General features: G+C 61.0%; 23 protein-coding genes. 10 read left to right on the top strand and 13 right to left on the bottom strand.

The window, feature by feature from the left end:
* The first annotated feature begins 1 nt into the window (after window position 1).
* A complete protein-coding gene (locus ADU59_RS30635; RefSeq protein WP_158515723.1) occupies window positions 2-157 on the top strand; it encodes a hypothetical protein in 156 nt (51 codons plus the stop codon).
* A 104-nt stretch (window positions 158-261) separates the two neighbouring features.
* On the opposite strand, the gene ADU59_RS13535 is transcribed toward ADU59_RS30635, so the two are convergent.
* Window positions 262-771: an NUDIX hydrolase gene (locus tag ADU59_RS13535; protein ID WP_068954653.1), complete on the bottom strand. Its 510-nt coding sequence runs from the start codon at window positions 769-771 to the stop codon at window positions 262-264.
* 5 nt (window positions 772-776) lie between these two features.
* Window positions 777-1,781: a LacI family DNA-binding transcriptional regulator gene (locus ADU59_RS13530; RefSeq protein ID WP_068954898.1), complete on the bottom strand. Its 1,005-nt coding sequence runs from the start codon at window positions 1,779-1,781 to the stop codon at window positions 777-779.
* Window positions 1,782-1,965: 184 nt separating this feature from the next.
* Between ADU59_RS13530 and ADU59_RS13525 the strand changes: the two genes are divergently transcribed.
* The 4 genes from ADU59_RS13525 to ADU59_RS13510 all read left to right on the top strand — a co-directional run bounded on the left by ADU59_RS13525 (window position 1,966) and on the right by ADU59_RS13510 (window position 7,266).
* Window positions 1,966-2,994 carry an ABC transporter substrate-binding protein gene (locus ADU59_RS13525; protein WP_068954652.1) on the top strand — a complete coding sequence of 343 codons (1,029 nt, stop codon included), beginning with the start codon at window positions 1,966-1,968 and terminating at the stop codon, window positions 2,992-2,994.
* Window positions 2,995-3,148: 154 nt separating this feature from the next.
* Window positions 3,149-5,380, top strand: a complete 2,232-nt coding sequence (locus ADU59_RS13520; RefSeq protein ID WP_068954651.1) for an ABC transporter permease — start codon at window positions 3,149-3,151, stop codon at window positions 5,378-5,380.
* Window positions 5,377-6,438, top strand: coding sequence for an ABC transporter ATP-binding protein (locus tag ADU59_RS13515; protein WP_068954650.1), 1,062 nt, complete (start codon window positions 5,377-5,379; stop codon window positions 6,436-6,438). Before ADU59_RS13520 ends, ADU59_RS13515 begins: the two co-directional genes overlap by 4 nt.
* Before the next feature lie 30 nt (window positions 6,439-6,468).
* Entirely contained in the window at window positions 6,469-7,266 is a 798-nt protein-coding gene (locus tag ADU59_RS13510) for an inositol monophosphatase family protein (RefSeq protein WP_068954649.1), read from the top strand.
* Window positions 7,267-7,306: 40 nt separating this feature from the next.
* On the opposite strand, the gene ADU59_RS13505 is transcribed toward ADU59_RS13510, so the two are convergent.
* From ADU59_RS13505 to ADU59_RS13485, 5 genes are all read right to left on the bottom strand, one after another.
* Complete coding sequence (locus ADU59_RS13505) at window positions 7,307-8,413, bottom strand: HPP family protein (protein ID WP_099050833.1); 1,107 nt, start codon at window positions 8,411-8,413, stop codon at window positions 7,307-7,309.
* Window positions 8,414-8,571: 158 nt separating this feature from the next.
* Window positions 8,572-10,098: an ABC-F family ATP-binding cassette domain-containing protein gene (locus tag ADU59_RS13500; protein ID WP_068954897.1), complete on the bottom strand. Its 1,527-nt coding sequence runs from the start codon at window positions 10,096-10,098 to the stop codon at window positions 8,572-8,574.
* 282 nt (window positions 10,099-10,380) lie between these two features.
* Window positions 10,381-11,175, bottom strand: coding sequence for an ABC transporter ATP-binding protein (locus ADU59_RS13495; protein ID WP_068954648.1), 795 nt, complete (start codon window positions 11,173-11,175; stop codon window positions 10,381-10,383).
* Entirely contained in the window at window positions 11,169-12,236 is a 1,068-nt protein-coding gene (locus ADU59_RS13490) for a FecCD family ABC transporter permease (protein ID WP_068954647.1), read from the bottom strand. The genes ADU59_RS13495 and ADU59_RS13490 overlap by 7 nt, the downstream gene beginning before the upstream one ends.
* Window positions 12,237-12,239: 3 nt before the next feature.
* Window positions 12,240-13,367: an ABC transporter substrate-binding protein gene (locus tag ADU59_RS13485; protein WP_244506431.1), complete on the bottom strand. Its 1,128-nt coding sequence runs from the start codon at window positions 13,365-13,367 to the stop codon at window positions 12,240-12,242.
* Between the two features lie 130 nt (window positions 13,368-13,497).
* On the opposite strand from ADU59_RS13485, the gene ADU59_RS13480 reads away from it, so the two are divergent.
* The 4 genes from ADU59_RS13480 to ADU59_RS13465 all read left to right on the top strand — a co-directional run bounded on the left by ADU59_RS13480 (window position 13,498) and on the right by ADU59_RS13465 (window position 17,095).
* Entirely contained in the window at window positions 13,498-14,304 is an 807-nt protein-coding gene (locus tag ADU59_RS13480; RefSeq protein WP_068954645.1) for a class I SAM-dependent methyltransferase, read from the top strand.
* Window positions 14,305-14,398: 94 nt separating this feature from the next.
* Entirely contained in the window at window positions 14,399-15,505 is a 1,107-nt protein-coding gene (locus tag ADU59_RS13475; protein WP_068954644.1) for an aminotransferase class I/II-fold pyridoxal phosphate-dependent enzyme, read from the top strand.
* Window positions 15,506-15,515: 10 nt separating this feature from the next.
* A complete protein-coding gene (locus ADU59_RS13470) occupies window positions 15,516-16,133 on the top strand; it encodes a helix-turn-helix transcriptional regulator (protein WP_068954643.1) in 618 nt (205 codons plus the stop codon).
* Window positions 16,130-17,095 carry an ornithine cyclodeaminase family protein gene (locus tag ADU59_RS13465; protein ID WP_068954642.1) on the top strand — a complete coding sequence of 322 codons (966 nt, stop codon included), beginning with the start codon at window positions 16,130-16,132 and terminating at the stop codon, window positions 17,093-17,095. The genes ADU59_RS13470 and ADU59_RS13465 overlap by 4 nt, the downstream gene beginning before the upstream one ends.
* Here the strand turns inward: ADU59_RS13465 and ADU59_RS13460 are convergent.
* Window positions 17,092-17,856, bottom strand: coding sequence for a MauE/DoxX family redox-associated membrane protein (locus ADU59_RS13460; RefSeq protein WP_068954641.1), 765 nt, complete (start codon window positions 17,854-17,856; stop codon window positions 17,092-17,094). The genes ADU59_RS13465 and ADU59_RS13460 overlap by 4 nt on opposite strands.
* A gap of 58 nt (window positions 17,857-17,914) precedes the next feature.
* Here ADU59_RS13460 and ADU59_RS13455 point away from each other — a divergent pair, with 58 nt between their 5' ends.
* Window positions 17,915-18,340 (top strand): MerR family DNA-binding protein, encoded by a 426-nt coding sequence (locus ADU59_RS13455; RefSeq protein WP_202970070.1) that lies wholly within the window; start codon window positions 17,915-17,917, stop codon window positions 18,338-18,340.
* Between the two features lie 47 nt (window positions 18,341-18,387).
* Here ADU59_RS13455 and ADU59_RS13450 read toward each other — a convergent pair whose 3' ends face one another.
* From ADU59_RS13450 to ADU59_RS13430, 5 genes are all read right to left on the bottom strand, one after another.
* The gene (locus ADU59_RS13450) at window positions 18,388-19,122 is read right to left on the bottom strand and encodes an ABC transporter ATP-binding protein (protein ID WP_068954639.1); all 735 of its coding nucleotides are present in this window, start codon (window positions 19,120-19,122) and stop codon (window positions 18,388-18,390) included.
* Window positions 19,119-19,937, bottom strand: a complete 819-nt coding sequence (locus ADU59_RS13445) for an ABC transporter ATP-binding protein (protein ID WP_068954638.1) — start codon at window positions 19,935-19,937, stop codon at window positions 19,119-19,121. The genes ADU59_RS13450 and ADU59_RS13445 overlap by 4 nt, the downstream gene beginning before the upstream one ends.
* Entirely contained in the window at window positions 19,934-21,250 is a 1,317-nt protein-coding gene (livM, locus tag ADU59_RS13440; protein ID WP_083198258.1) for a high-affinity branched-chain amino acid ABC transporter permease LivM, read from the bottom strand. Before livM ends, ADU59_RS13445 begins: the two co-directional genes overlap by 4 nt.
* Window positions 21,251-21,255: 5 nt before the next feature.
* Window positions 21,256-22,173: an ABC transporter permease subunit gene (locus ADU59_RS13435; RefSeq protein ID WP_068954895.1), complete on the bottom strand. Its 918-nt coding sequence runs from the start codon at window positions 22,171-22,173 to the stop codon at window positions 21,256-21,258.
* A gap of 74 nt (window positions 22,174-22,247) precedes the next feature.
* Window positions 22,248-23,369: a branched-chain amino acid ABC transporter substrate-binding protein gene (locus ADU59_RS13430; protein WP_068954637.1), complete on the bottom strand. Its 1,122-nt coding sequence runs from the start codon at window positions 23,367-23,369 to the stop codon at window positions 22,248-22,250.
* Between the last annotated feature and the right edge of the window lie 209 nt (window positions 23,370-23,578).

The following is a 23,578-nucleotide window of genomic DNA, read 5'->3' as shown; positions in this document are numbered from 1 at the left end:
CATGCTCGCAAAGTTTTCTTATCTCGTATTCGGCTTTGTTCTCGGTGCCGGCCTGCTGCTGGCACTGACAATGGCAAACCACACGACGCTGTCGAAAACGAGCCGCCTGAACGGCACGGCCGCGCCTGCGAATTTTGTCATGGAACGTTTCGGTTAGACACGCCGCCGCAGGCCATCCTGTTTGAAGTCCCTCGCGCTCACGTCTGGGCGCGAGACCATTACCTCATGTTTGAAAGCCGCTCGCCCCGGAGACCTGCGGCCTCACGGCAGCAATGTCCGCTGCATCGACAGGAATAGCCCCTTGAGTTCCGGTTCCCGGACGCGGCGGGCCGCCTCGACGCAGGACACCCACTCGCTGATGCGCTGGCCTTTCTCCCGAAAGGAATCGGAAATCTCTTCGACATCGAGCAGATGCACCTGAACGCAGCACGGCGCGCGCTGACCGTTATCAAGCACCTTCAGGTAGGTGAAATATCCGAACGGCCTTTTCTTCGCCTTGCCGCGCACCCCCGCCTCTTCGAAGGCTTCGATCGCGGCGACCTCGTGCGGTTTCTTGCCCGTCATCGGCCAGCCTTTGGGGATAATCCAGCGACCGCTCTCGCGGCTTGTCACCAAAAGCACCTCGAACAGGCCGCGATCCGGGCGCATCCGGTAGCAGAGCGCGGCAAACTGCTCACGCATTCGCTCCTTGAGCAGCGCACCGGTATAGGGGGCGAGTTCGGATAGAAACGTCCCGGGTTTTTTCGAGGATTTCTTCGACACTCCACCCATGGCGCTCAGCCGCCCCGGATCGAGCTTCGCCAGACCAGATCGGCGTGCAGGCGCACTGAATGATGTTCAGGCTGTGCGCTGTCGCCTACCAGCCAGGAAACGGCTTCGCGCGCAATCATGTCCACCGGCTGCGCAAACGTGGTCAACTGATAGGATGACCAGGCGGCCTGCTCGATATCGTCGAAACCGGCCACGCAGATCTGATCGGGGATGGACATGGAAAACTGATGCCGGGCGGCATCCATGAAGCCGCAGGCCAACAGATCGGTGGCACAGAAGACCGCGTCCGGACGATCCTTACGGGTCAGAAGCTGCTGGGCGACAACCCGGCCGCTTTCGTATCCCGTATGACCGAACCGTTCGACGATCACATCAAGCCCCAGCGCCTTGGCGGCGGCAACGAAGCCGCGCTCGCGCGCCATCAGGCTCGGCGTACCTGCCTGCGAATTGGCAAAGGCAAGCTTGCGGCACCCGGCGCGCACGAAAGCCGTGGCAACGCGCGCCGCCGCATCGGCGTCGTCAAGATTGATGCTGAGCGGCCCTTCCCGGTCGTCATCGCGGTTGATCAGCACCAGCCGCTGGCCGTTCTTCAGACAGAGGTCGGTGATCGACTTGTCCGGCAGGCCGGAGAGGATGATCGAGGCATCGGCGCGGTACCGGATGGCCTGCCTGAGCGCGAGATCGACACTGCCGTCGGAACGGTCGGTATTGATCAGCATCGATATCTTGCCGGAATTCTGCAGCTGCTGCGTCAGCGCCCGGATGAGCGAAGAGCGGTAGGGCGTGCCGATCTCCGACACGATCAGGCAGACGATGCCGCTTTCGTTGCGCATCAGGCCTCGGGCCAGATGGTTGACGTGGTAACCCAGCGCCTCGGCGGCATCGAGCACCTTCTGGCGCGTTTTCGGCGAAACGCTGGCGCCGGACGTAAACGTGCGGGAAACCGCCGAGCGGGAAACGCCTGCTTTTTCCGCCACTTCCTGAGCGCTGACGAATAGTTTTTGCGACACGTTGACAACCACCCTTTGACAGGCAATTTGCACAATTTTGCAATAGCGTGCAAGCACTTGATCGGCTGCATTATGACAGTTTTGTGAAGAAATTGTTTGACAGCGGTTTTCATCTCATGCAGCATTTGCACACGCTTGCAAAAGCGAGTGGCGTGGAGGCGCCGCTTCAACAGGAGGGAATTTCATGGCTTCAAGATATATTGCCGCCGCTGCGCTTGCCGCCGGAACGGCGCTGACAGCATTCTCGGCGCAGGCCGCTGGCAATCTCAATCTGATCTGCTCGGCAGACGTCGTCATCTGCGAACAGATGAAGGAAGGCTTCGAGAAGGAAAACGATATCAAGGTCAACATGGTGCGCCTCTCTTCGGGTGAGACCTATGCCAAGATCCGCGCCGAGTCGCGCAATCCGAAGACGGACATCTGGTGGGCCGGCACCGGCGATCCGCATCTGCAGGCGGCGTCCGAAAACCTGACGCTCGAATACAAATCGCCCATGCTCGACCAGCTGCAAGATTGGGCGAAGAAGCAGGCGGAAAGCGCCGGCTACAAGACGGTCGGCGTCTATGCCGGCGCGCTGGGCTGGGGCTACAACACCGATATCTTCAAAGCCAAGGGCTTCAAGGAGCCGAAATGCTGGGCGGACCTGCTGGACCCGGCCTTCAAGGGCGAGATCCAGATCGCCAATCCGAACTCCTCGGGCACCGCCTATACGGCACTCGCCTCGCTTGTCCAGATCATGGGCGAAGACCAGGCCTACGACTATCTGAAGAAACTGAATGCCAACATCTCGCAATATACCAAATCGGGCTCCGCTCCGGTGAAGGCGGCGGCCCGCGGCGAAACCGCGATCGGCATCGTCTTCATGCATGACGCCGTTGCCCAGACGGTCGAAGGTTTCCCGATCAAGTCGATCGCGCCCTGCGAAGGCACAGGCTACGAGATCGGCTCGATGTCGATCGTCAAGGGCGCCAAAAACCTCGACAACGCCAAGATCTGGTATGATTGGGCGCTGAAGCCGGAAGTCCAGTCGCGAATGAAGGACGCCAAGTCCTTCCAGCTTCCGTCCAACAAGAATGCCGAAATCCCGAAGGAAGCACCGCGGTTCGAGGACATCAAGCTGATCGACTACGACTTCAAGACCTATGGCGATCCGGCCAAGCGCAAGGAACTGCTCGAGCGCTGGGATCGCGAGATCAGCGCCAGCGCCAACTAAACCGGAGAACCGGGGGGTGCGGCAGTTAATCGCCGCTCTCCGCTCCAGGGCTCCCGGTCGGGAAGCCGCATTCGTGTTCCTCCACAGGCAGGAATGCGCTTTCCGACCACCCATCATCTCACATTCAGCATTATGAAAAGGCGCGAGGATCGTCATGGACCATCGCAACCGCAGACTGGATATTGTCCTTGCGCTCGGCATAGCCGCGTTCATTCTCATTCCCTGGTATCGGATCGAGGGGGGATTTCTCGGTTTTGGCTGGCTTGCCGGCTTTCCGTCGGAGGCTGCCGTTGCTCCGGGCATCCTGCAGATCCTCGGCTTTGGCCGCTGGTGGCTGGCGTTTGCCGCGTTGATCATGGCTGCCGCCGTTACGGCGCGCTTCGTCCGCGACCCGATGCGGCGCGGCACGCTGCTCGCCTGGACCGGCGCGATCGGTGTCCTCTTCCTCACGCTTCAGGGATTGGCAATCGGCTTTTCCGGCTGGACATGGACGGTCAGCGAAACGCTGTTCGGCTCACTTGCCGACGGCCAGCCTTCAATGGGGGCCGGGGCCGTGCTTTCCGCCTTCGCTTTCGTACTCATCTTCTCCTTCGGCCTTGCCGAACGGGGCGTGATGAAAGGCGACGCCTTCGTCGTCGCTTCCATTGCCATTCTCGTTTTCCTCGTGGCTATCTTCGTGTTCTATCCGGTCGGCAGCATGCTGGTCGGAGCGTTTCAGGATTTCGACGGTTCCTTTAATCCTGACGGCTTTACCCGCAACATTCAGGACAATGCGATCTGGAGCCTCGGCTGCGTGGTCGGCGGCGAGCGCTGCGGCGTTGCATGGCGCACCCTCTGGCTGGCCCTGATGACCGCCGGCGGATCGACCATCATGGGCCTTGCCTTCGCGCTGGTCGCCACGCGCACCCGGTTTCCCTTCAAGAAGGGCCTGCGGCTTCTGACGGTCCTGCCGATCATCACGCCGCCCTTCGTCATCGGCCTTGCCCTGACGTTGCTCTTCGGCCGTGCAGGCGTCATCACCGAAGGCCTGTCCAATCTGTTCGGCATTGAGCCGGGACGCTGGCTTTATGGCCTGACCGGCATCTGGATCGCGCAGGTCCTGTCCTTCACCCCGATCTCCTTCCTCGTTCTCATCGGTGTGGTCGAAGGCGTCAGCCCCTCGATGGAAGAGGCGTCGCAGACCCTGCGCGCCGACCGCTGGCGCACCTTCTGGCGCGTATCGCTGCCGCTGATGAAACCCGGCATCGCCAACGCCTTCCTGATCGGCTTCATCGAAAGCATGGCCGATTTCGGCAATCCGCTGGTGCTCGGCGGCAGCCATGGCGTTCTCTCGACGGAAATCTTCTTTGCCGTCGTCGGCTCGCAGAACGATCCGTCCCGCGCCGCCGTGCTCGCCGTCATCCTGCTCTGCTTCACGCTGACGGCCTTCCTCGCCCAGCGTTACTGGCTGGCGGGCAAGAACTTCGCCACCGTCACCGGCAAGGGCGACAGCGGTTCGCATATCGCCCTGCCCCGCCCGCTCTCCATCGCCGTGCATGCCATGGTCATTCCGTGGATGATCTTCACCATCGTGATCTACGGCATGATCCTGTTCGGCGGCTTCGTGAAGACCTGGGGCCTCGACAATTCACTGACGACGGACCACTACGCCCGCGCCTTCTCCATCGAATTCCGCGACGGCGTCATCGCCTGGACCGGCGTTGCCTGGAACTCCTTCTGGACGACGATGGAAATCGCCTTGATATCGGCACCGCTGACGGCTGCCGTCGGCCTGCTGACCGCCTATCTCATCGTCCGGCAGAAATTCGCCGGCCGCAACGTCTTCGAATTCGCCCTGATGATGAGCTTTGCCATTCCCGGCACGGTCATCGGCATCAGCTACATCATGGCCTTCAACCTGCCGCCGCTGGAAATGACCGGCACAGCGCTGATCCTGATCGCCTGCTTCGTCTTCCGCAACATGCCGGTCGGCGTGCGCGGCGGCGTGGCGGCAATGAGCCAGCTCGACAAGAGCCTCGACGAGGCGTCGCTGACGCTGCGCGCCACCAGCTTCCGGACGATCCGCAAGGTCATCCTGCCGCTGTTGCGCCCGGCCATCACCGCAGCGCTGGTCTATTCCTTCGTGCGGGCCATTACCTCGATCAGCGCCGTCATCTTCCTCGTAAGCGCCGAATACAATATGGCGACGTCCTACATCGTCGGCCTCGTCGAAAACGGTGAGTATGGCGTGGCGATCGCCTATTCCTCCATGCTGATCGTCGTGATGATCGTTGTCATCGCCGGGTTCCAGCTTCTCGTCGGCGAACGCAGGCTGCGGCGCGAAAATCGCGTCGCAGGAGTGACCGCCGCCCCTTCCCTTTCCCTCGGCCAGGAGAAAACCGCATGATCACGCCCCGCGCCGGCTCCGTCGTCTTCCAGAACATCAAGAAGCAGTTCGGCAGCTTCACCGCCATTCACGACCTGTCGCTAACCATCGAACCCGGCCAGCTCGTCACCCTGCTCGGCCCTTCCGGCTGTGGCAAGACGACGACATTGCGGATGCTGGCCGGTCTCGAGCATCCGACATCCGGCAAGATCCTGATCGGCGGCAAGGACGTCACCATGCTGCCGGCCAATGAGCGTGACGTGTCGATGGTGTTCCAGTCCTATGCTCTCTTTCCGCATATGAGCTCGCTCGACAATGTCGCCTATGGACTGGAATCCTCCGGCCTCAAGAAGAAGGAAGCGCGCGAGCGTGCCGAGGAAGGCCTGAAGCTCGTCGGTCTAGGCGGCATGGGCGGGCGGCTTCCGGCCGAGCTTTCCGGCGGCCAGCAGCAGCGTGTCGCCGTAGCCCGCGCGCTGGTGCTCGAACCGCAGGTGCTGTTGCTGGATGAACCGCTGTCGAACCTCGACGCGCGCCTGCGCCGCCAGGTCCGCACCGAAATCCGCGACCTGCAGCAGCGACTCGGCTTCACCGCCGTCTACGTCACCCACGATCAAGACGAGGCGCTGGCCGTCTCCGACCGCATCGTCATCATGAAGGACGGGGTGATCGCCCAGGAAGGTTCGCCCCGCGATCTCTACGAGGCGCCGGCTTCCGCCTTCATCGCCGACTTCATGGGCGAGGCCAATGTGGTGCCTTGCGATGTCATCAGCGTCGAAGGTGCCGACGCGACCATCCGCATCGGTGCGCTGGAACACCGGGTTCCGAGCCGCAATGCAAAACCGGGTCCGGCAAAGCTCGCCGTCCGGCCCAATTCCATCACGCTGGAACCCGCCTCCGGTGCTGCTTTCCCGGGGCAGATCACCCATGCCGCCTATCTTGGCGACCATGTCGAATACGAGGTCGAGACCAGTACCGGCAGACTGTTCGTCGTCGATCCGGCCGTCGAGCGCGCATTGGCGCCAGCGACCGAAGTTGCCGTCGGCTTCAAGGGACGCGGCATCGCCATCATCAACGGCTGAACCGCACGATATCGCAAAAGGACCATATTCATGACATCGCAGATCTCCGGGCTCGACGCACGTTTCGCGCTGGCGCAGGCCATGGCCAGGGAAGCAGGCGCCGTCGCGCTCGACTATTTCAACAGGCGCGAAACGCTGGTGATCGAAACCAAACGCGACCTGCAGGACGTCGTCTCCATCGCCGACCGGGAAGTGGAGACCCTCATCCGCGCCCGCGTCGCCGAGGTCCACGCCGGGGATGGATTTCTCGGCGAGGAATACGGTCTTGCCGAAGGACATTCCGGCTATACTTGGGTGGTCGATCCGATCGACGGCACCAGCCCCTTCGTCAACGGCATGCCGAACTGGTGCGTCTCGATCGCGGTATTGCACAACAGCGAACCGGTGATCGGCGTCATCTGTGCGCCGTGCCACGACGAGCTTTATGCCAGCGCATCCGGCAAGGGCGCAACACTCAACGGCAAGGTGCTGACGCTTAACCCTACCCGAACCATCCGCAACGCCGTCACCGGCCTCGGCGCCAACAATTATGTGACACCCGCCTTCGTCGGCAAGATGGTCGAGAGCCTGCTGGAAGCGGGCGGCAATTTCATCCGCAACGGTTCGGGTGCGCTGATGCTCGCCTATGTCGCAGCCGGCCGTCTGGTCGGCTACTACGAGCCCTACATGCACGCCTGGGATTGCCTTGCCGGCTATTGCCTCGTCAAGGAAGCCGGCGGCTGGTACCATCCGTTTCCGGTCGAGGGCGAACAGCTGACCAAGGGCTCGCCGGTGCTCGCCGCCGCCCCCGGTGCCATCGACGATCTGAGGAAGATTGCCGGACTTTGACGGAACTGCGGGGACGGCAAGCGATCCCCGCCGACCGCGCTTACGATTTGTCGTGAGCGTTTGACAAGGCCCGCGCCACCGCGCTCAAGAGATCGGTCTGGGAGATCAATCCAAGGATTCGGCTGTCCTCGCCGACGATAATGACAGCGTGGGTTCTACCATCAGTCAGAACGGGCAGCAGCGACAGCGCCGGATCGGCCACCGAAGCGGTGGCCGCCAGCGACAGGACGTCGCCCATACGCACGGCAAACCTGGAAAGTTCCCGCAAGCCGATCGTGCCAATCAGCCGGCCGTTGCCGTCCTGGACCGGCAGCGTGCGGATATTGTGCTTCAAGAGAAGCTCCCGCGCATCGGCGGGATCAGTCTGTTCGTCGACCGAGATGACATCGCGGGACATGATATCGCCGCAGCTGACATCCCCATGTGCGCGGATCGCCGCCTGCAGCTCGACCTGCTGAAGCAGACGGCTGAGGTCCCCGCGATCGATATCGAAGGTTTCATCGAATGCGGCCAGTGCTGCATCGACATCCTCCTCGCGGAAACCGACCCGGAGCGCCGAGGGCAGATCCGCGGTCTGGTGCGTATTGACCGCCGTCTTGGCCGCAACATGGGGGTAGCTACGCCTCGACAACCTATGGAACAACAATCCAAGCCCGACGAGAATGCATGAATTCAACCCGACGGGCACGAACGGAAACAGCAGGCCCCAGCCGGTCACGACCGGCCCGCCGAGCACGGCGGTCAGCGCCGCAGCACCGCCGGGCGGATGAAGGCAGCGGGTCAAGGACATCGCTCCGATCGCCAGCGAGACACCGACGCCGATGGCGATGATCGGGTCATGGATCAGATAGGCGGCGATGATCCCCATCAGCGCAGAAATCGTGTTGCCGCCGATGATTGACCACGGCTGCGCCAGCGGACTTGCCGGCACCGCAAACAGCAGCACGGCAGACGCGCCCATCGGCGCCACGATCAGCGGCAGATGCGGGCCTTGGCCGAACAGATAACCGCTGATCACGCCGGTCAGGACAATGCCAACAAGCGCGCCAACGCAGGCGATCAACCGCTCGCGCAGTGTTGCACCGGCCAGGATGGGGACAAACATTCGAAAACGACCGTCCGATTTTGATTTTTGAAGGTGAGGCATCAGGAAACCGGACGCGCGGAGAGATAAGATCGGGATACCGGCGCGCATGATCCCGTTTCCCGGCTATAGGGAAACCATGGACAAAGCGCAACGACCAAAAACGCCACACGCCCAGGCGCTTTGAGTGGGCGGCCGGTCTCCCAGCCGCCCAGCACCACCTAGGCAGGCTTGGCAGCCGATGCGAAGAACCCTTCCGGGCTTTCGACTTCGACGAGCTTTTTCTTCTCAATCAGCCAGAAACGATTGCCGACCGCGCGGACAAAACTGCGGTCATGCGAGACGAAGAGGCAGCTGGCCTGATGCGCCATCAGCTCGCCTTCCAGCGCCTCCTGACCATCGATATCGAGATGGTTCGTCGGCTCGTCGAGCAGATAGAAGTTCGGGTTGGCCAGCCGCAGGACAAGCATGCCGAGCCGCGCCTTCTGTCCGCCCGAGAGCTGGCCGACCGGTCGTGCCTGCAACTCAATTGCCATACCGGCCCCGGCCAGCAGCGCCCTTGCCCGCTGATCGCCGATATCGAAGCGGCGAATAATCGTCTCCATCGGTGTGTCCACATCGCACAGATCGGCAAGTGCTTGATCGCCATAGCCCAGAACAAGCGAGGGCGTCGCCTTGATGCCCCCTTGTGCCACCTCCGGCTGTTCGATCGCCTTGCGTAGCATGGCGACCAGGCGGGTTTTTCCGGCGCCGTTGGCACCGAGCAACACGATGCGGTCCCCCTGGCAGACAAATTGCTTGCCGGTTTTGAATAGCAACGTGCCGTCGGGTGTCTGAACCGCTGCATCCTCCAGCGTGATCAGCACCTTGGCATGGGTGCCGCGATTGGAAAGCTTGATCGCGCCGGCCGAGCGCTCCAGATGTGCGGGCTTGGCGGCATCTTCGAGTTTGTCGGCTCGCTGCTTCAGCTGCTTGGTCTTGACCACCAGGAGGTCGCTGCCGGAATTGATGCCGATATTATTGAGCTTGGCCGCCTGCTTGCGCAACTGTTCGGCGACCTTCATGTCGCGCTGAAAGCGGCGTTCGTCCGCTGCATCGGCCTCGTCAAGCGCACCCCGCGCCCGCGTATAGGGCAGCGGGAATATCTGCGATTGCTCCGCCCGGAGGAAGAGCGTGCGGTTGGTCACCGCATCCAGGAAAGCCCGGTCGTGGCTGGAGATGATGACGGGCACATCGCGCGGCAGCGCATTCAGCCACGCCTCGAGCATGGCGATCTTGCCGAGATCGAGATGGTTGGTCGGTTCGTCGAGCATCAGCACATCCGGCTCGGTAACCCAGACGCGGGCAAGCATGGCGATGCGCTGCCAGCCGCCGCTCAACTGTTTCAGCGGCCGCTCTCGCAGGGCTTCCGGTACCTCCAGCGATTCCAGCACGACATCGACACGCCAGCTCTCGCTCTCTTGTTGATCGGCGGAAAGCGCGTCCAGCACAGCGGCGTAGAAGGGGAGATCGAAGAGACGCGCGGGAACATTCTGCTCGACATAGCCAACGGTCAGCCCCCGGGCTTTGGTAATCTCGCCCTCGCTCGCATCAAGCGCACCGGCGATGCAGCGGAAGAGCGTCGATTTCCCGCGACCGTTGGCGGCGACGAGACCGATGCGATCGCCGGCATTGACGACGAGATTAAGCCTGGAAAAAAGCGAATTGCCCAGCACGATGCCGAGATTGCGGATGTTGATAAGGGTCATGATCGTTCTCTGATCTTGCCGCACAGCCATCCATCGAGGGCTCTCAAGCCATCATCGATGCGATGCGTTGCGCGCGGCGGATGGGAAAATGCAGGCGTCTCAAGCCATCAGGCTCAAGCGCCGCAATGCCACGAAGGGCAGACCAGAAGCGGTTTTAAGAGAAACGGACTTTGGTCAGCCCTGCAAACGCATTTGCAGGGCGTTGACGGGGCCACGCTGGCGATGGTGCCGGAAAAATGTGTTCATTGCGCAGCCCTCCTTTCTCGACATGGTGCGGGCAATTCATACCATCGGGTTTTCGGATTGGCAATTATCCGATGATCGAATGATCGAATGATCGACGATGACGACCGGCTTGCCATGCGAGCACATCTCGACCCGCGCCTCGACCCGGTAGATATCGCGCAGCATCGCCTCGGTGATCACATCGCCGGTCGGGCCGCTCGCGACCATCGCACCCTTGGCAATGACGATGGTGTTGTCGCAATAGCGCAGCGCGTGATTGAGATCATGCAGGGCGATCAGCACCGACATGCCGGATTTGGCTGCCAGCGCCTGCATGAAGCCAAGCACTTCGATCTGGCGAAACAGGTCAAGCGCCGAGGTGGGTTCGTCCATCAGGAGGATTTCAGGCTTGCGGACCAGCGCCTGAGCGATGGAGACAAGCTGGCGCTGCCCGCCGGAAAGCTCGCCGAGGCCACGGAAAGCCAGATCGTCGATCCGCAGCGCCTGCAGGATACGGTCGATCTCCTGCAACTCGCTGTCGCGCACCTTCCAGCTCGATCCCTGCTTGCTGGCCAGCAGCACGGATTCGTAGACCGTCAGAACGGCATTGGCGCCTGTATCCTGCGGCATGTAGCAGATGGTCTCCGGGCCTCTCAGCGTATCCGACAGCACCACCGTTCCCGGCCCCGAAGCAAGTCCGGCGATGCGTTTGAACAGGGTGGATTTGCCGGCCGCATTGGGTCCGATGACGGCGGTCATGACGCCGCCGCGCAGGATATCGGTATCGACGCCCGACAGTACGGTATGCTTGCCGTATTTCGCGCCGACGCCCTTGAGTGCGAGGCCTACCATGCCCGTCTCCGATTGGTGAAGATCAGCACGAAGAAGAACGGCACGCCGACCAGGGCAGTGATGACGCCGATCGGCAGGATGGCGCCGGGAATGAGCGTCTTCGAGACGACCGAGGTCACCGACAGGAGCAGCGCGCCGCAGAGGACGGAGGCCGGCAGGAAGAAGCGCTGGTCTTCGCCCACCAGCATGCGTGCGATGTGCGGACCGACCAGGCCGACAAACCCGATTGTGCCCACAAAGGAAACGGGAATGGCGGCGAGCAGGCTGACGGTCATCATCGTATGCAGCCGCAGACGGCGCACGTTGATGCCGAGGCTGGCGGCCTTGTCCTCACCCAACCGCAGCGCGGTCAGCGCCCAGGCGTGACGTGCAAACAGCGGAATGGCAAACACGAGCACCGCACCGGTGATCCAGACCTTTGGCCAGGTCGCCTTGGTGAGGCTGCCCATGGTCCAGAAGACGACGGCGGCCAGTGCCTGTTCGGACGCCAGATATTCGAGCAGCGACAGCAGCGCATTGAAGGTGAAAACCAGCGCGATGCCTAAAAGCACGATCGTCTCCACCGTGACGCCGCGCATGGTGGAAGCGAAATGAATGAAGAGTGCAGCCGCCATCGCCATCAGGAAGGCGTTGATCGGGATCATGTATTGCACGGCGGCGGGAAAGATCGCCACGCCGCCGATCAGGCCGAGGGCCGCGCCAAAGCCGGCGGCGGCGGAAATCCCGAGGGTAAAGGGGCTGGCCAGCGGATTGGCAAGGATGGTCTGCATCTGCGCGCCGGCCAGCGACAGCGATGCCCCGACGGTGATCGCCATCAGCGCGATCGGCATGCGGATATCCCAGATGACGACGCGCAGCTGATCGGTGACGGATTCGGCGTGAAACAGTGAAGTCAGCACTTCCCGCAGCGTATAATTGGCCGGTCCCAGCGACATATCGATCGACACGCTGAGGAACAGCGCCACCAGCATGCCGCAAATCAGGACAATCCGTCGAAAAGCGAGAGCGCGATACTGATCGCGCCCTGTTGCCGTTGCAAGCTGTTCGGTGGCGACGGCCATCGATTACTGATCCTTCAGGGAGACGAAATAGCCGGGCTTGTAATCCAGCGGCAGGAAGCGTGCGTGCAGTTCCTTGAACGTCGCTTCCGGATCGAGATCCTTGAACAGGTCCGGATGCAGCCATTTCGCCATCTCCTGGATCGCAACGAACTGGTACGGATTGTTGTAGAACTGATGCCAGATGGCGTGAACATTGCCATCCATGACGGCCTTGACGCCGGTGAAGGCCGGGCGCTTCGTCAGATTTTCCAGCTTGCGATGCGCTTCGGTAAGGTCGGCACCATAGCCAACACCAACCCAATCGCCCCCCGGCACGTACCCTTCCCAATTGCCGCCGGTGACGATGATCTGGTCGGGGTTGGAGGCGATGACCTGCTCCGGATTGACGGTACCGAACGTGCCGGGAATGATGTCCTTGGCCATGTTCGTGCCGCCGGCGATTTCGACCATCTTGCCGAAATTCTCGTTGCCGAACGACATGCAGCAATCATCGGAATAGCCGCCGGCACGTTCGACGAAGACCACCGGCCGCGCCGGGTTCTGCTTGGCAAGCACGTCGGTGACCTTGGCGATGCTGTCGGCACGGAACTTGATGAAGTCTTCCGCTTTGGCTTCTTCACCCAGCAGCTTGCCCATCACCCGCATGCTGGCTTCGGTGTTTTCCATCGGCTTTTCGCGGAAGTCGATATAAACCAGCGGAATGCCGACCTTGCCGAGCTTTTCGATATAGCCGGCCTCTTCGGTTGCCGTCTTGGCATCGAGGTTCATGATGACGACGTCGGGCTTCAGCGAAACGGCCTGCTCGATATCGAAGGTGCCGTCCTTCATGCCGCCGAATGTCGGCAGCTTGGCGATCTCCGGATATTTGGCGAGATAGGCAGCATAGCTTTCCGGGTCGGCCTTGGCCAGATCGTCCCGCCAGCCGACGACACGCTTGAAGGGAGCATCCCGGTCCAGAGCCGCGACAAAATAGATCTGGCGGCCTTCGCCGAGAATGACATGTTCGACCGGCACGCTGACTTCGACATCACGACCCGTCACGTCCTTGATGACGACCTTCTCGCCGGCCAATGCCGTGCCGGAAAAAAGCGCGCAGAAAGCCGCAGCGACCAAGGTCGCTTTGCCGAACATACCCATAATTCTCAACTCCATCGGGGAAACTGCGCGCTTCGTAGATATCATGATATTGACAGTCAAGTTCTATCTTTTAGAAGCATTCCAGGAACCGGCCGCAGCGCACTTTAATCCAAGGCAGCATGTTATGAGCGATACCCCTCGACTGACGAATTATGATCTGCGCGACGAGATCAAGGCCTATTGGTCCGAGCGCGCGGCAACGTTCGATCAGTCGCCCGGCCACGAGATCTTCTCCGAGGAGGAACGGGCCGCCTGGCACCGGCTGATCGTCCGGCATCTTGGCAAGGGCGACGGGCGCATGGCGCTGGATCTTGCCAGCGGTACCGGCGTGATCTCGCATCTGATGGACGATCTCGGCTTCAGGGTCACCGGACTCGACTGGGCCGAACCGATGCTGGAGCGCGCACGCAACAAGGCGAAAACGCGCACCCGCGCCATTACCTTCCGCATCGGCGACGCGGAAAACACCATGGAGCCGGACAATCACTATGATGCGATCACCAACCGGCATCTCGTCTGGACGCTGGTGGACCCGGCCAAGGCCTTTGCCGAGTGGCTGCGGGTGCTGAAGCCCGGCGGAACGCTGCTGGTGATCGACGGCGATTTCGTCAACACGACCTTGTTCGAACGCACGCTGATGAAACTCGCTGGCTGGGGGCAGCGCTGCGGGCTCCTGAAGAGCGATCCGCTCCATGCGCCGCCCGGCATGATGGAGACCCATCGCAGCATCCTGTCGCGGGTCTATTTCTCGCAAGGGGCACGGGCAGACGCTGTTGCCGGCCTTTTGGCTCAGGCCGGGTTCGAAGATGTCGTCATCGATACCGATCTGGGCGAGATCCACCGCACCCAGGCCAAGAACTGGAATGTCCTGAAAGGCATGGCGCGCGCAACGCAGCATCGCTATGCGATCAGAGCCATCAAACCGGCATAGACACAATTGTAGACAAAATTTCTATTCGATACTTTATTGTCTACATTCTCCGTGCTAGACAAACCGCACAGCCATTGCCGCGGAGATCACCAGCATGCAGATCGAGGAATTCACACTCGAACGGATCCAGTCGCTCTACGAAAATCTCGTGGAGTTCAACCTATCCGACAGCGGCGTCCATCCCTATTCCCTCAAGGAATTGCTAACGCCCGATCAGCTGCTCGGGCTGCATGAGGTCGAACTCGGCTACGGTTGGACCAATGGCGGCGTCGAGCTGCGCGACACGATTGCCCGACTGTACAAGAACCGCGACCGCGAAAACGTCATGGTCACCAATGGCTCGGCGGAAGCAAACTTCATTCTGGTGATGACCCTGCTGGAGCCGAGCGACGAACTGGTGCTGTTCGTGCCGAACTACCTGCAGATCCGCGGCTGGGCGAAGGCCCTCGGCGTCACCGTCAAGGAGATCGTGCTGCGCGAGGAGCTGGGCTGGCTGCCGGATCTGGACGAGGTTCGCGCCGCCGTGACGCCAAAGACCAAGCTGATCAGCCTGTGCAACCCCAACAATCCGACCGGCAGCCTGCTGCCGCGCGAAACGATGGACGCGCTTGTCGCTATAGCCCGCGAACACGACGTCTACCTGCATGCCGACGAAATCTACAGGGGTTCGGAACTCGATACGGAAGAGTCCACCAGCTTTGCCGATCTTTATGAAAAGGCCGTGGTGACCGCTGGGCTTTCCAAGGCGATGGCGCTTCCGGGGTTGCGGCTCGGCTGGCTGGTCGGCCCGGCAAAGGAGATCTACGGCACCTGGCAGCGCAAGGATTATACCTCGATCACCACCGGCGCGCTCAGCGAACACATTGCCAATATCGTTCTCCAGCCGGCCAAGCGCGCCGAAATCCTGTCGCGCAGCCGCCGTCTGCTGCGGGAAAACCGTGCCCTGCTGACGTCCTGGATCGACGCCCACAACAATCTCTTTTGCTATCTGCCCCCACGGGCCGGCGGCATGGCCTTCGTGCGCTACAACCGGCACATCAATTCATCGGTGCTGGTCGACCGGGTCCGTGAGGAAAAGAGCGTCATGCTGGTGCCCGGCGATGTCTATGGTCTCGACGGCTATATCCGCATCGGCATCGGTGCACCGAAACATCATCTTGAGGTCGGACTGGGCCGTCTGGCAGACTTCATGAGAGGTTGAGGGCCGCCGGATGAAACCCGAACTCGCTCCCTATGCGGCCGTCTGCGATGGCGTCGCCCAGTTGTTCCAGCCTTTCGTCGAAGTCGTGCTGCACGATCTCGAAACCGAGACGGCAGCGCACATTGCCGGGAATTTTTCCAAGCGCGAGATCGGTGAACCGTCGCTGCTGCACGAGATCGATTTCCGGCCCACCGAGCGTCTTCTCGGTCCCTACGAAAAGGTCAACTGGGACGGGCGCCGGATCAAGTCGATCAGCATCATCCTACGCGACAGCACCGAGCGACCGATTGCCGTGATGTGCATCAACGCGGACGTCTCGCATTTCCATGCGGTGATGCAGACATTGAGTGCCTTCGCCTCGGTCCCGGTCGATCATGCCAAACCGGCGAGCCTGTTCAAGGAGGACTGGCACGAGCGCATCAACGAATACATCCAGAACTGGACCGGTGCGCGCGGGCTGATCGTTGCGGAACTGACCCGCGAGCAGAAGCAGCAGGTGGTCCGGGATCTCTCCGCCGACGGCGCGTTCGGCGGCAGGAACTCGGCCGCCTATATCTCACGCATTCTCGGCCTGGGCCGCGCGACCGTCTACAAATATCTCAACCAGGAGCGATCGGCGCAAGAATGATCATCCTGTCCCGGTCGGAGATCGAGGCTCTGATCGATCTCGACAGCGCGTTGGGCGCCGTCGAGGCCGGTTACGTTGCCGCGTCCGAAGGACGGGCAACCATCCCGCCGGTCGGCTACCTCGCCTTTCCGGAACGGGATGGCGATTGCCATATCAAATATGGCCATATCGCAGGCGACCCGAGCTTCGTCGTCAAGATCGCATCCGGCTTCTACGGCAATCCGCTGCTCGGGCTGCCGACGTCGAACGGGGTGATGCTGGTGTTCTCCGCCAGCACCGGCATTCTGGAGGCGATCCTGCTCGATGAAGGCTTCCTGACCGATCTGCGCACCGGCCTTGGCGGCGCCGTCGCAACCCGGGCGCTTTGCCGGCCGGATGCGCGGCGCGTGGCGATTATCGGGACCGGTATTCAGGCCCGATGGCAGATCCGCTGTCTCCGGCACGCGATGAAGCAAACGCCGCTCACGTTCGGTCTCTGGGGCCGCTCGGAAACCAAGGCACGGGAAACGGCAAACGTCATGGCAAGTGAGGGTATCGACGTAGAGGTCGCGCCCGACCTTGAGCGCCTCTGCCGTGAGGCCGATATCATCATCACCACGACACCATCGCGCACGCCGCTGATCCACGATGCATGGATCCGACCGGGCACCCATATTACCGCGATCGGAGCCGACGCGCCGGGCAAGCAGGAACTGGACACGGCCCTCGTCATCCGCGCCGACCGCCGCATCAGCGACCGGCTCGAACAATCGCTGGATCACGGCGAATTCTCCACCGCGTTCACATCCGGATCGATTGCCGCCGAGGACTGCGCAGAAATTGGAGCAGTCCTCGGCGGCAAGGCAACTGGCCGGACACGTTCCGACGACATCACGATTGCAGACCTCACAGGCATAGCCATCCAGGACATCGCCATTGCCGGCTCGATCCTCGATGCGTACCGTCTTTCTATGACCGGTTAGTGCCCGGTGCCGGACAACAGCATCGCCAGCATCCAGACCGCCATAGCCACCATCATCAGGTTTTCCGTCAGGGAAACAAAGCCGAGCGGCACATTGCTGTCGCCACCGACGCAGGCGCATTTCAATTCGCGCCTGTCGATATAGACAGCCTTGAACACCGACACGGCGCCAATAGTCCCGATAAACAGCGCGACAGGGATCGAAACCCAGCTGAGCGCACCGGCAATCATCAGGATGCCTGCCCCGGCCTCCGCGAACGGATATATATAGCCGTACCGAACCCAGCGCTTGGCCAGCAAATCGTAGTTCAGGAACATCGTCGAGAAACTCTCGATATTCTGGAGTTTCAAAATAGCCAGCACAGCCATGGTAAAGGCGATGAACCATTCCACTGCGCGAACCGTGAAGACGGTGCCATATGCGGCATAGCTCGCCGCAAGGGCCATCAGCGCAGTCACGGCGAAGACGGCGATGACGGGCCGATAGGTGACCGCTTTCGGATCACGGACCGTCTTGCCGAAATGCCGCCGCAGGTCGTCGTATCCGCCGATGCGCACGCCGTCGATGAAGGTTTGCGGCGTCGTCTTGACGGTGTGTTCGGCCTTGAACGCGTCGGTCTGCTCGCGGCTCGTCAGCCAGTGATCCTCGACGGTATAGCCTTGCCGTTGCAGCAGATCCTTGGCCTTCAGGCCATAGGGGCAGGTGTGGGTATCCATCACCATCCTATAGAGAGTGGCTTTCCTGGATGTTTTGTCGAGCATGTTGCAATCTTTCATTTCGCTTGGTTCGATCGATTGCAGGGACTATAAGGTCCGTACCATGGTACGGAGTCAAGCGATGAAAGACACAACGATTGCCGGGCTTGCCCGCGAGGGTGGCGTCGGAGTGGAGACGGTGCGTTATTATCAGCGGCGTGGTCTTCTCGGGGTCCCGCAGCGCATCGGCGGCGTCGGTGTTGCCGGCGGCGTCCGTCGCTATGGCGAGGACGATATCCGCCGCCTGCACTTCATCCGCTCGGCTCAGGCAGCGGGTTTTACGCTCGAACAGATCGGCGAACTGCTGGAGCTGGATGCCAGCGAGGACCGGCACCGCGCCCATACGCTGGCCCGCGAGCGCCTCGTAGCGCTCGATGCCAAGATCGCGCAGCTGAATGCCGCACGGGAGTCATTGCGCAAGCTTGCCGATGCCTGTGGCGCCAGCGCAAGCGGCCCTTGCCCCATCATCGCGGCCTTCGACCACGAATGACGCGAAGAGGGACCACCCCACTCACCGGAAAATCGTCGTTCCCCGGATTAATGAAGGCCGAGATAGGCCTTGCGGACGTCCTCGTTATCGAGAAGCGAGGCGCTGTCGCCGGACAATTGGATCTTCCCGTTGACCATGACATATGCCCGTTGGGATAGCTTCAGCGCGTGATTGGCGTTTTGTTCGACCAGGAAAATCGTTTTTCCCATCGCGGCAATCTCCGCCAGAACTTCAAAGACCCGCTTGACGACAAGTGGCGCAAGGCCGAGCGACGGCTCGTCGAAGAGGATGAGTTCGGGCCGTGCCATCAAGGCACGCGCAATGGCCAGCATCTGCTGCTCGCCGCCGGACATGGTTCCGGCTGTCTGATTGCGGCGTTCCTTCAGCCGCGGAAAAAGGTCGAACATCGCTGTCCGATCCTCCTCGAAATGCGACATTCCGATCGCGGTCGTGCCCATCATCAAATTTTCTTCGACCGTCATGTCCTGGTAAATCTGGCGCCCCTCCGGAACGAGAGCGATGCCGCGCCGCGCAATCTTGTTGGTGGGCAGCCTGGAGATGTCTTCGCCTCGGTGACGGATCTGGCCCGATGAGGCCCGCGGGACGCCGAAGATCGTCGACAAAAGGGTGGTCTTGCCCGCCCCATTGGCGCCGATCAGGCTGACGATCTCGCCGGCACAGATATACACGTCGACGGTTTTTAGCGCCTGGATCGCGCCGTAATGGGCTTCGACGCCGACGAATTCCAACAGCGGCTTGGACGCGGTTGCTGCGGTGCTCATGCTGTTACTTCCTCTTCGCTGACACCGAGGTAAGCGGCGATGACGGCGGGATCGTTTGCGACTTCACTCGGGGTACCGTCCGAAATCACCTCGCCGTGGTCGAGAACCACGATGTGATCGGCGATGCTCATGACGAGCCCCATATCGTGTTCGATCACAAGAACGGTCAGATCATGATCCGACCGCAGGCGCCGGATGACCTGCGACAGTTCCCGGGTCTCGGAGGGATTGAGACCTGCCGCAGGTTCATCCAGGCAGATGAGCTTTGGCGAGGTGCACATGGCCCGGGCGATTTCCAGGCGGCGCTGACGGCCATAGGGCAATTGGCCCGCAAGGCGGTTGGCATCCTCAAGCAAGTTCATCTGGCCAAGCCAGTAATAGGCCCGATCGATGGCTTCGACCTCGGTCCTGCGGAAGCGGGGCGTTTTGAAGATGCCGCTGAGAAGGTTGTTGGTGGTGGCCAGGTGCTGTGCGATCAGCAGGTTTTCCACGACCGACATTTCCTTGAAAAGCCGGATGTTCTGGAAGGTTCTGGCAATGCCTGCGCGCGTAACCAGATGCGAGCCGCCCACGATCGGTTTGGTGATCAGGTCGCCGATATTGCACGAGCGGCCATTCGACTGCAGGACGATGCGGCCTTCGCTGGCGCGATAGAAGCCGGTGATACAGTTGAATATCGTCGTCTTTCCTGCGCCGTTCGGCCCGATCAACGCGGTTATGTCGCCCTGCTTTACCTTGAAGCTGACATTTCTGTTGGCGACGATGCCGCCAAACCGCATCGTTACGTTCTCGACCTCGAGGACAGCGTCTCTCATCGTGCCACCTCCAACGGCTGGTTCACATGCATGGCTGTGGCGGATGACGTCGAGGGGAAGAAGGCCGGGCGCGTTATGCGCACGAGACCACGCGGCTTCCAGATCATCATGACGACCATGAGAATGCCGAAGACGAAGACCCGGTACTCGGCAAAATCCCGCAGAACCTCCGGCAGAATGGTCAGGACCAGGGCTGCGAGAATGACGCCGACCGTCGATCCGAGGCCACCGAGGACGACGATTGCAAGGATCAGGGCCGACTCGAAGAATGTAAACGACGTGGGGTTCACGAAGCCCTGGTGGACCGCGAAGAAAACACCCGCGAGACCGCCGGTGGAAGCCCCCAGCATGAAGGCCGACAGTTTGGTGAACACGTGGTTCACCCCAAGCGAGCGGCAGGCGATCTCGTCTTCTCTCAGCGCCTCCCAGAGGCGGCCGAGCGGCATGGCGCGCAAGCGATGGACCGCATAGACGACGGCACAGACGACGAGAAACAACACGATGTAGATCAGCCAGAATTTATAGTCGGCACTGTAGGGAATGCCGAAATATTCATGGAAGGGCACGCCGCCCTGACGCGCGGTTCTGGTAAATTCCAGCCCGAACAGTGTCGGCGGCGGTGCGGGAGCGCCGTTCGGTCCGCCCGTAAACTCCAGCCAGTTGGTCAGAACCAGACGGATGATCTCGCCAAATCCCAGCGTCACGATGGCAAGATAGTCGCCGTGCATGCGAAGGACGGGAAATGCCAGGATCATTCCGAACAGGCCGGCGAGAAACGGGGCGATGAGGAGCGCGCTCCAGAAGCCCAGCCCGAGATACTGGGACCCCAGCGCCAGAAGATAGGCACCGACGGCGTAGAAAGCGACAAAGCCGAGATCGAGAAGTCCCGCGAGACCGACCACGATATTGAGGCCAAGGCCGAGCAGAACATAGATCAGGGCGAGGATCGCCACGCCAAGGTAATACTTGTCGGCGAATGCCGGAAATGCCAGGCCTGCGACAATCACCAACGCGAGAAGAGGATAGGGAAACTTCTCCTTGCCGGTCTTGACCGTTACCCCGCCTCCGCTGTTGCGGCTGAAGCGCTGGAGCAGACTGGAGCCGATTGCGGTGCTGAGGGCCAACGAGACGAGGACACGTCCGGCAGCGACGGTCCCGGCCAGAGCGAGGGCACGCGCCAGCTCGTTTCTGAACGAAAAGCCCTCAAGAACAAGACCGGATATAGGACCCAGGACGATAAGAGCAATCACGAAGGTGAAGAGTGCTTCCTTGGCCAGTTTCATGACCAGATGGGACTTCAATGCGTTTTCCATGGACGTCAGACCTTGTGGATTTCCGGGCGGCCCAACAGACCGTAGGGGCGGAAGAACAGGATGATGATGAGAAGGGCGAAGGCGAAGACGTCCTTGTAGTCCGTGCTGACATAGCCTGCGAAAAGCGCTTCGGTCAGCCCAAGCAGCAGCCCGCCGAGAATGGCCCCCGGCAGCGATCCGATGCCGCCGAGCACCGCCGCGGTAAATGCCTTGATCCCCATGACGAAACCGATGAAGAAATTGAACGATCCGTAGTTGAAGGTTACCAGCGTGCCTCCGACGGCAGCCGTGGAAGCTCCGATAACGAAGACGGTCGAGATGATCCGGTCGGTGTTGACGCCGAGAACAGCCGAAATGGCCCGATTTTGCTGGGTCGCCCGGCACTGCCGGCCAATCTGCGTGTGATTGATCACATAGGTCAAAATTGCCATGGCAATGATGGACGCCAACAGGATGACGACCTGCATGTAGGTGATCTGCGCGAAATCCTTTTCCGTACCGAAACGGAAGGCGCCGCTGATCAGGATCGGCACGCCCTGATCGCGCGCTCCCTGGGCAATCTGCACATAGCTTTGCAACATCAGCGATATGCCGATAGCGGAGATCAACGGGGCAAGTTTTGTCGAGCCGCGCAACGGACTATAGGCCACCCGTTCGATCGCCCAGCCGTATACGCCCGTGACGAAACAGGTGATGACGAGCACGGAGACAAGGGCAAAGGGAACCGACTGGACCCCGAAGAAGCTCAGCACCGCCAATGTTATCGCTGCGATATAGGCGGAGACCATGTACACGTCGCCGTGTGCAAAATTGATCATCCGGATGACGCCATAAACCATCGTATAGCCAACGGCGATCAAACCGTAGATCGTGCCCAGCGTGATGCCGTTCACCAGCTGTTGTGCCAGAATGTAAAAATCCATGGCGACCCCCATTTTTATTGTTTGGCAAAAGAATGCCGGCCGAAAATGCCTCGGCCGGCTCGCTTGTGCGAACGTCAGTTCGAAGCGACGGGGGTACCCTTGTCGTCGAATTTGTAGAAGACGAACTTGAAGTCCTTGACGTCGCCCTTGTCGTTCCAAGCAAGCTTGCCGACAGCCGACTTGACGTCGTTGTTCCGAAGCCACTCGATCTGCGATTTCACATCGCCATCCTTGGTACCCTGCAGGGCCGCGACGATGGTCTGGGCACTGGCGTAACCAAACAGCGTGTAATTGTCCGGCGCGATGTTTTCCTTCTTCAAAGCGGCCTGGGCATCGGCGGTTTCAGGGTCTTTCAGCGGATCGGCCGCCGATGAATAATAAACGTTTGTCAGGTTCTGCGGACCGCCGGCAGATGTGACGATTTCGGCCTGTGCGAGCGCATCACCGCTGACGAACTTAACCGAAAGTCCCTGCTCGTGAAGCTGACGGATCAATGGCCCCGCTTCCGGGATAAGGCCGCCGAAATAAACCGCTTCCGCACCGGAACTCTTGATCTTGGTGACAAGCGCATTGAAATCGCGTTCGCCACGGGTCAGGCCTTCATAGAGAACAGGCGCAACGCCGCGTTCCGCAAGCGTCTGCTTCAGCGCGTCGACCAAGCCCTGGCCGTATGTGTCCTTGTCGTGGATCAGTGCAATTTTTGTGAGCTTGAGCGTATCGAGAATGAAGCTGCCCGCCACAACCGCCTGCTGATCATCGCGGCCGCAGGTGCGGAACATCGTATCGAAGCCGCGATCCGTCACGATCGGGTTGGTGGAAGACGGCGTGACCGTCAGAATACCAGCATCGTTGTAGATTTCCGCGGCCGGGATCGTGCTTGAAGAGCAGAAATGACCGACAACCGCCTGCACCTTGTCCTGATCGACAAAACGGTTTGCCACGGCCACGGCCTGCTTCGGCTCGCAGGCGTCATCGCCCTTGACGAGTTCGATCTGCTTGCCTTCCACGCCACCTGCCGCGTTCACGTCCTTGATATAGGCCGAAACGCCGGTCCAGACCTGTTCGCCGAATGTGGCGTTGGCGCCGGTCATCGGGCCTGCCACACCGATCTTGATCGTGTCTGCGGCAAATACGGGTGCGGCGAGCAGCGAGGCCATCACCGCAGTGGTGACCCAAAATTTTGCGACTGATTTCATCGTAATTTCCCTCTGGTTCGAAATCTGTTCGTTGACTTCATCCGGCGCAGGTATGTCCTGCGTCCTCGTTCTCTTGCGGCCGACAGCCGTCGTTCAATCGATCTTCAGGAGCCCCTTTCCATTGTTCCTGCGGCGCTTCAATCGCCGAAGATATCCTGCCTGCTTTCCAGTTGACACATGTATGATAAGTGATATATCCGATGAAGGTC

The sequence above is a fragment of the Pararhizobium polonicum genome (assembly GCF_001687365.1).
Lineage (GTDB): Bacteria > Pseudomonadota > Alphaproteobacteria > Rhizobiales > Rhizobiaceae > Pararhizobium > Pararhizobium polonicum.
Note: the sequence above shows the minus strand (reverse complement) of the source record. Positions and strands in the feature narration are given on the sequence as shown.

Bases quoted from the DNA above. Each gene is read 5' to 3' on its own strand.
- ADU59_RS13485 (WP_244506431.1), bottom strand. From the start codon at position 13,367: ATGTTCGGCAAAGCGACCTTGGTCGCTGCGGCTTTCTGCGCGCTTTTT.
- ADU59_RS13465 (WP_068954642.1), top strand. From the start codon at position 16,130: ATGATCATCCTGTCCCGGTCGGAGATCGAGGCTCTGATCGATCTCGAC.
- livM (WP_083198258.1), bottom strand. From the start codon at position 21,250: ATGGAAAACGCATTGAAGTCCCATCTGGTCATGAAACTGGCCAAGGAA.
- ADU59_RS13535 (WP_068954653.1), bottom strand. From the start codon at position 771: ATGGGTGGAGTGTCGAAGAAATCCTCGAAAAAACCCGGGACGTTTCTA.
- ADU59_RS13475 (WP_068954644.1), top strand. From the start codon at position 14,399: ATGCAGATCGAGGAATTCACACTCGAACGGATCCAGTCGCTCTACGAA.
- ADU59_RS13435 (WP_068954895.1), bottom strand. From the start codon at position 22,173: ATGGATTTTTACATTCTGGCACAACAGCTGGTGAACGGCATCACGCTG.
- ADU59_RS13510 (WP_068954649.1), top strand. From the start codon at position 6,469: ATGACATCGCAGATCTCCGGGCTCGACGCACGTTTCGCGCTGGCGCAG.
- ADU59_RS13500 (WP_068954897.1), bottom strand. From the start codon at position 10,098: ATGACCCTTATCAACATCCGCAATCTCGGCATCGTGCTGGGCAATTCG.
- ADU59_RS13515 (WP_068954650.1), top strand. From the start codon at position 5,377: ATGATCACGCCCCGCGCCGGCTCCGTCGTCTTCCAGAACATCAAGAAG.
- ADU59_RS13525 (WP_068954652.1), top strand. From the start codon at position 1,966: ATGGCTTCAAGATATATTGCCGCCGCTGCGCTTGCCGCCGGAACGGCG.
- ADU59_RS13445 (WP_068954638.1), bottom strand. From the start codon at position 19,937: ATGAGAGACGCTGTCCTCGAGGTCGAGAACGTAACGATGCGGTTTGGC.
- ADU59_RS13470 (WP_068954643.1), top strand. From the start codon at position 15,516: ATGAAACCCGAACTCGCTCCCTATGCGGCCGTCTGCGATGGCGTCGCC.
- ADU59_RS13460 (WP_068954641.1), bottom strand. From the start codon at position 17,856: ATGCTCGACAAAACATCCAGGAAAGCCACTCTCTATAGGATGGTGATG.
- ADU59_RS13495 (WP_068954648.1), bottom strand. From the start codon at position 11,175: ATGGTAGGCCTCGCACTCAAGGGCGTCGGCGCGAAATACGGCAAGCAT.
- ADU59_RS13505 (WP_099050833.1), bottom strand. From the start codon at position 8,413: ATGCCTCACCTTCAAAAATCAAAATCGGACGGTCGTTTTCGAATGTTT.
- ADU59_RS13450 (WP_068954639.1), bottom strand. From the start codon at position 19,122: ATGAGCACCGCAGCAACCGCGTCCAAGCCGCTGTTGGAATTCGTCGGC.
- ADU59_RS13520 (WP_068954651.1), top strand. From the start codon at position 3,149: ATGGACCATCGCAACCGCAGACTGGATATTGTCCTTGCGCTCGGCATA.
- ADU59_RS13490 (WP_068954647.1), bottom strand. From the start codon at position 12,236: ATGGCCGTCGCCACCGAACAGCTTGCAACGGCAACAGGGCGCGATCAG.
- ADU59_RS30635 (WP_158515723.1), top strand. From the start codon at position 2: ATGCTCGCAAAGTTTTCTTATCTCGTATTCGGCTTTGTTCTCGGTGCC.
- ADU59_RS13455 (WP_202970070.1), top strand. From the start codon at position 17,915: ATGGTACGGAGTCAAGCGATGAAAGACACAACGATTGCCGGGCTTGCC.
- ADU59_RS13480 (WP_068954645.1), top strand. From the start codon at position 13,498: ATGAGCGATACCCCTCGACTGACGAATTATGATCTGCGCGACGAGATC.
- ADU59_RS13430 (WP_068954637.1), bottom strand. From the start codon at position 23,369: ATGAAATCAGTCGCAAAATTTTGGGTCACCACTGCGGTGATGGCCTCG.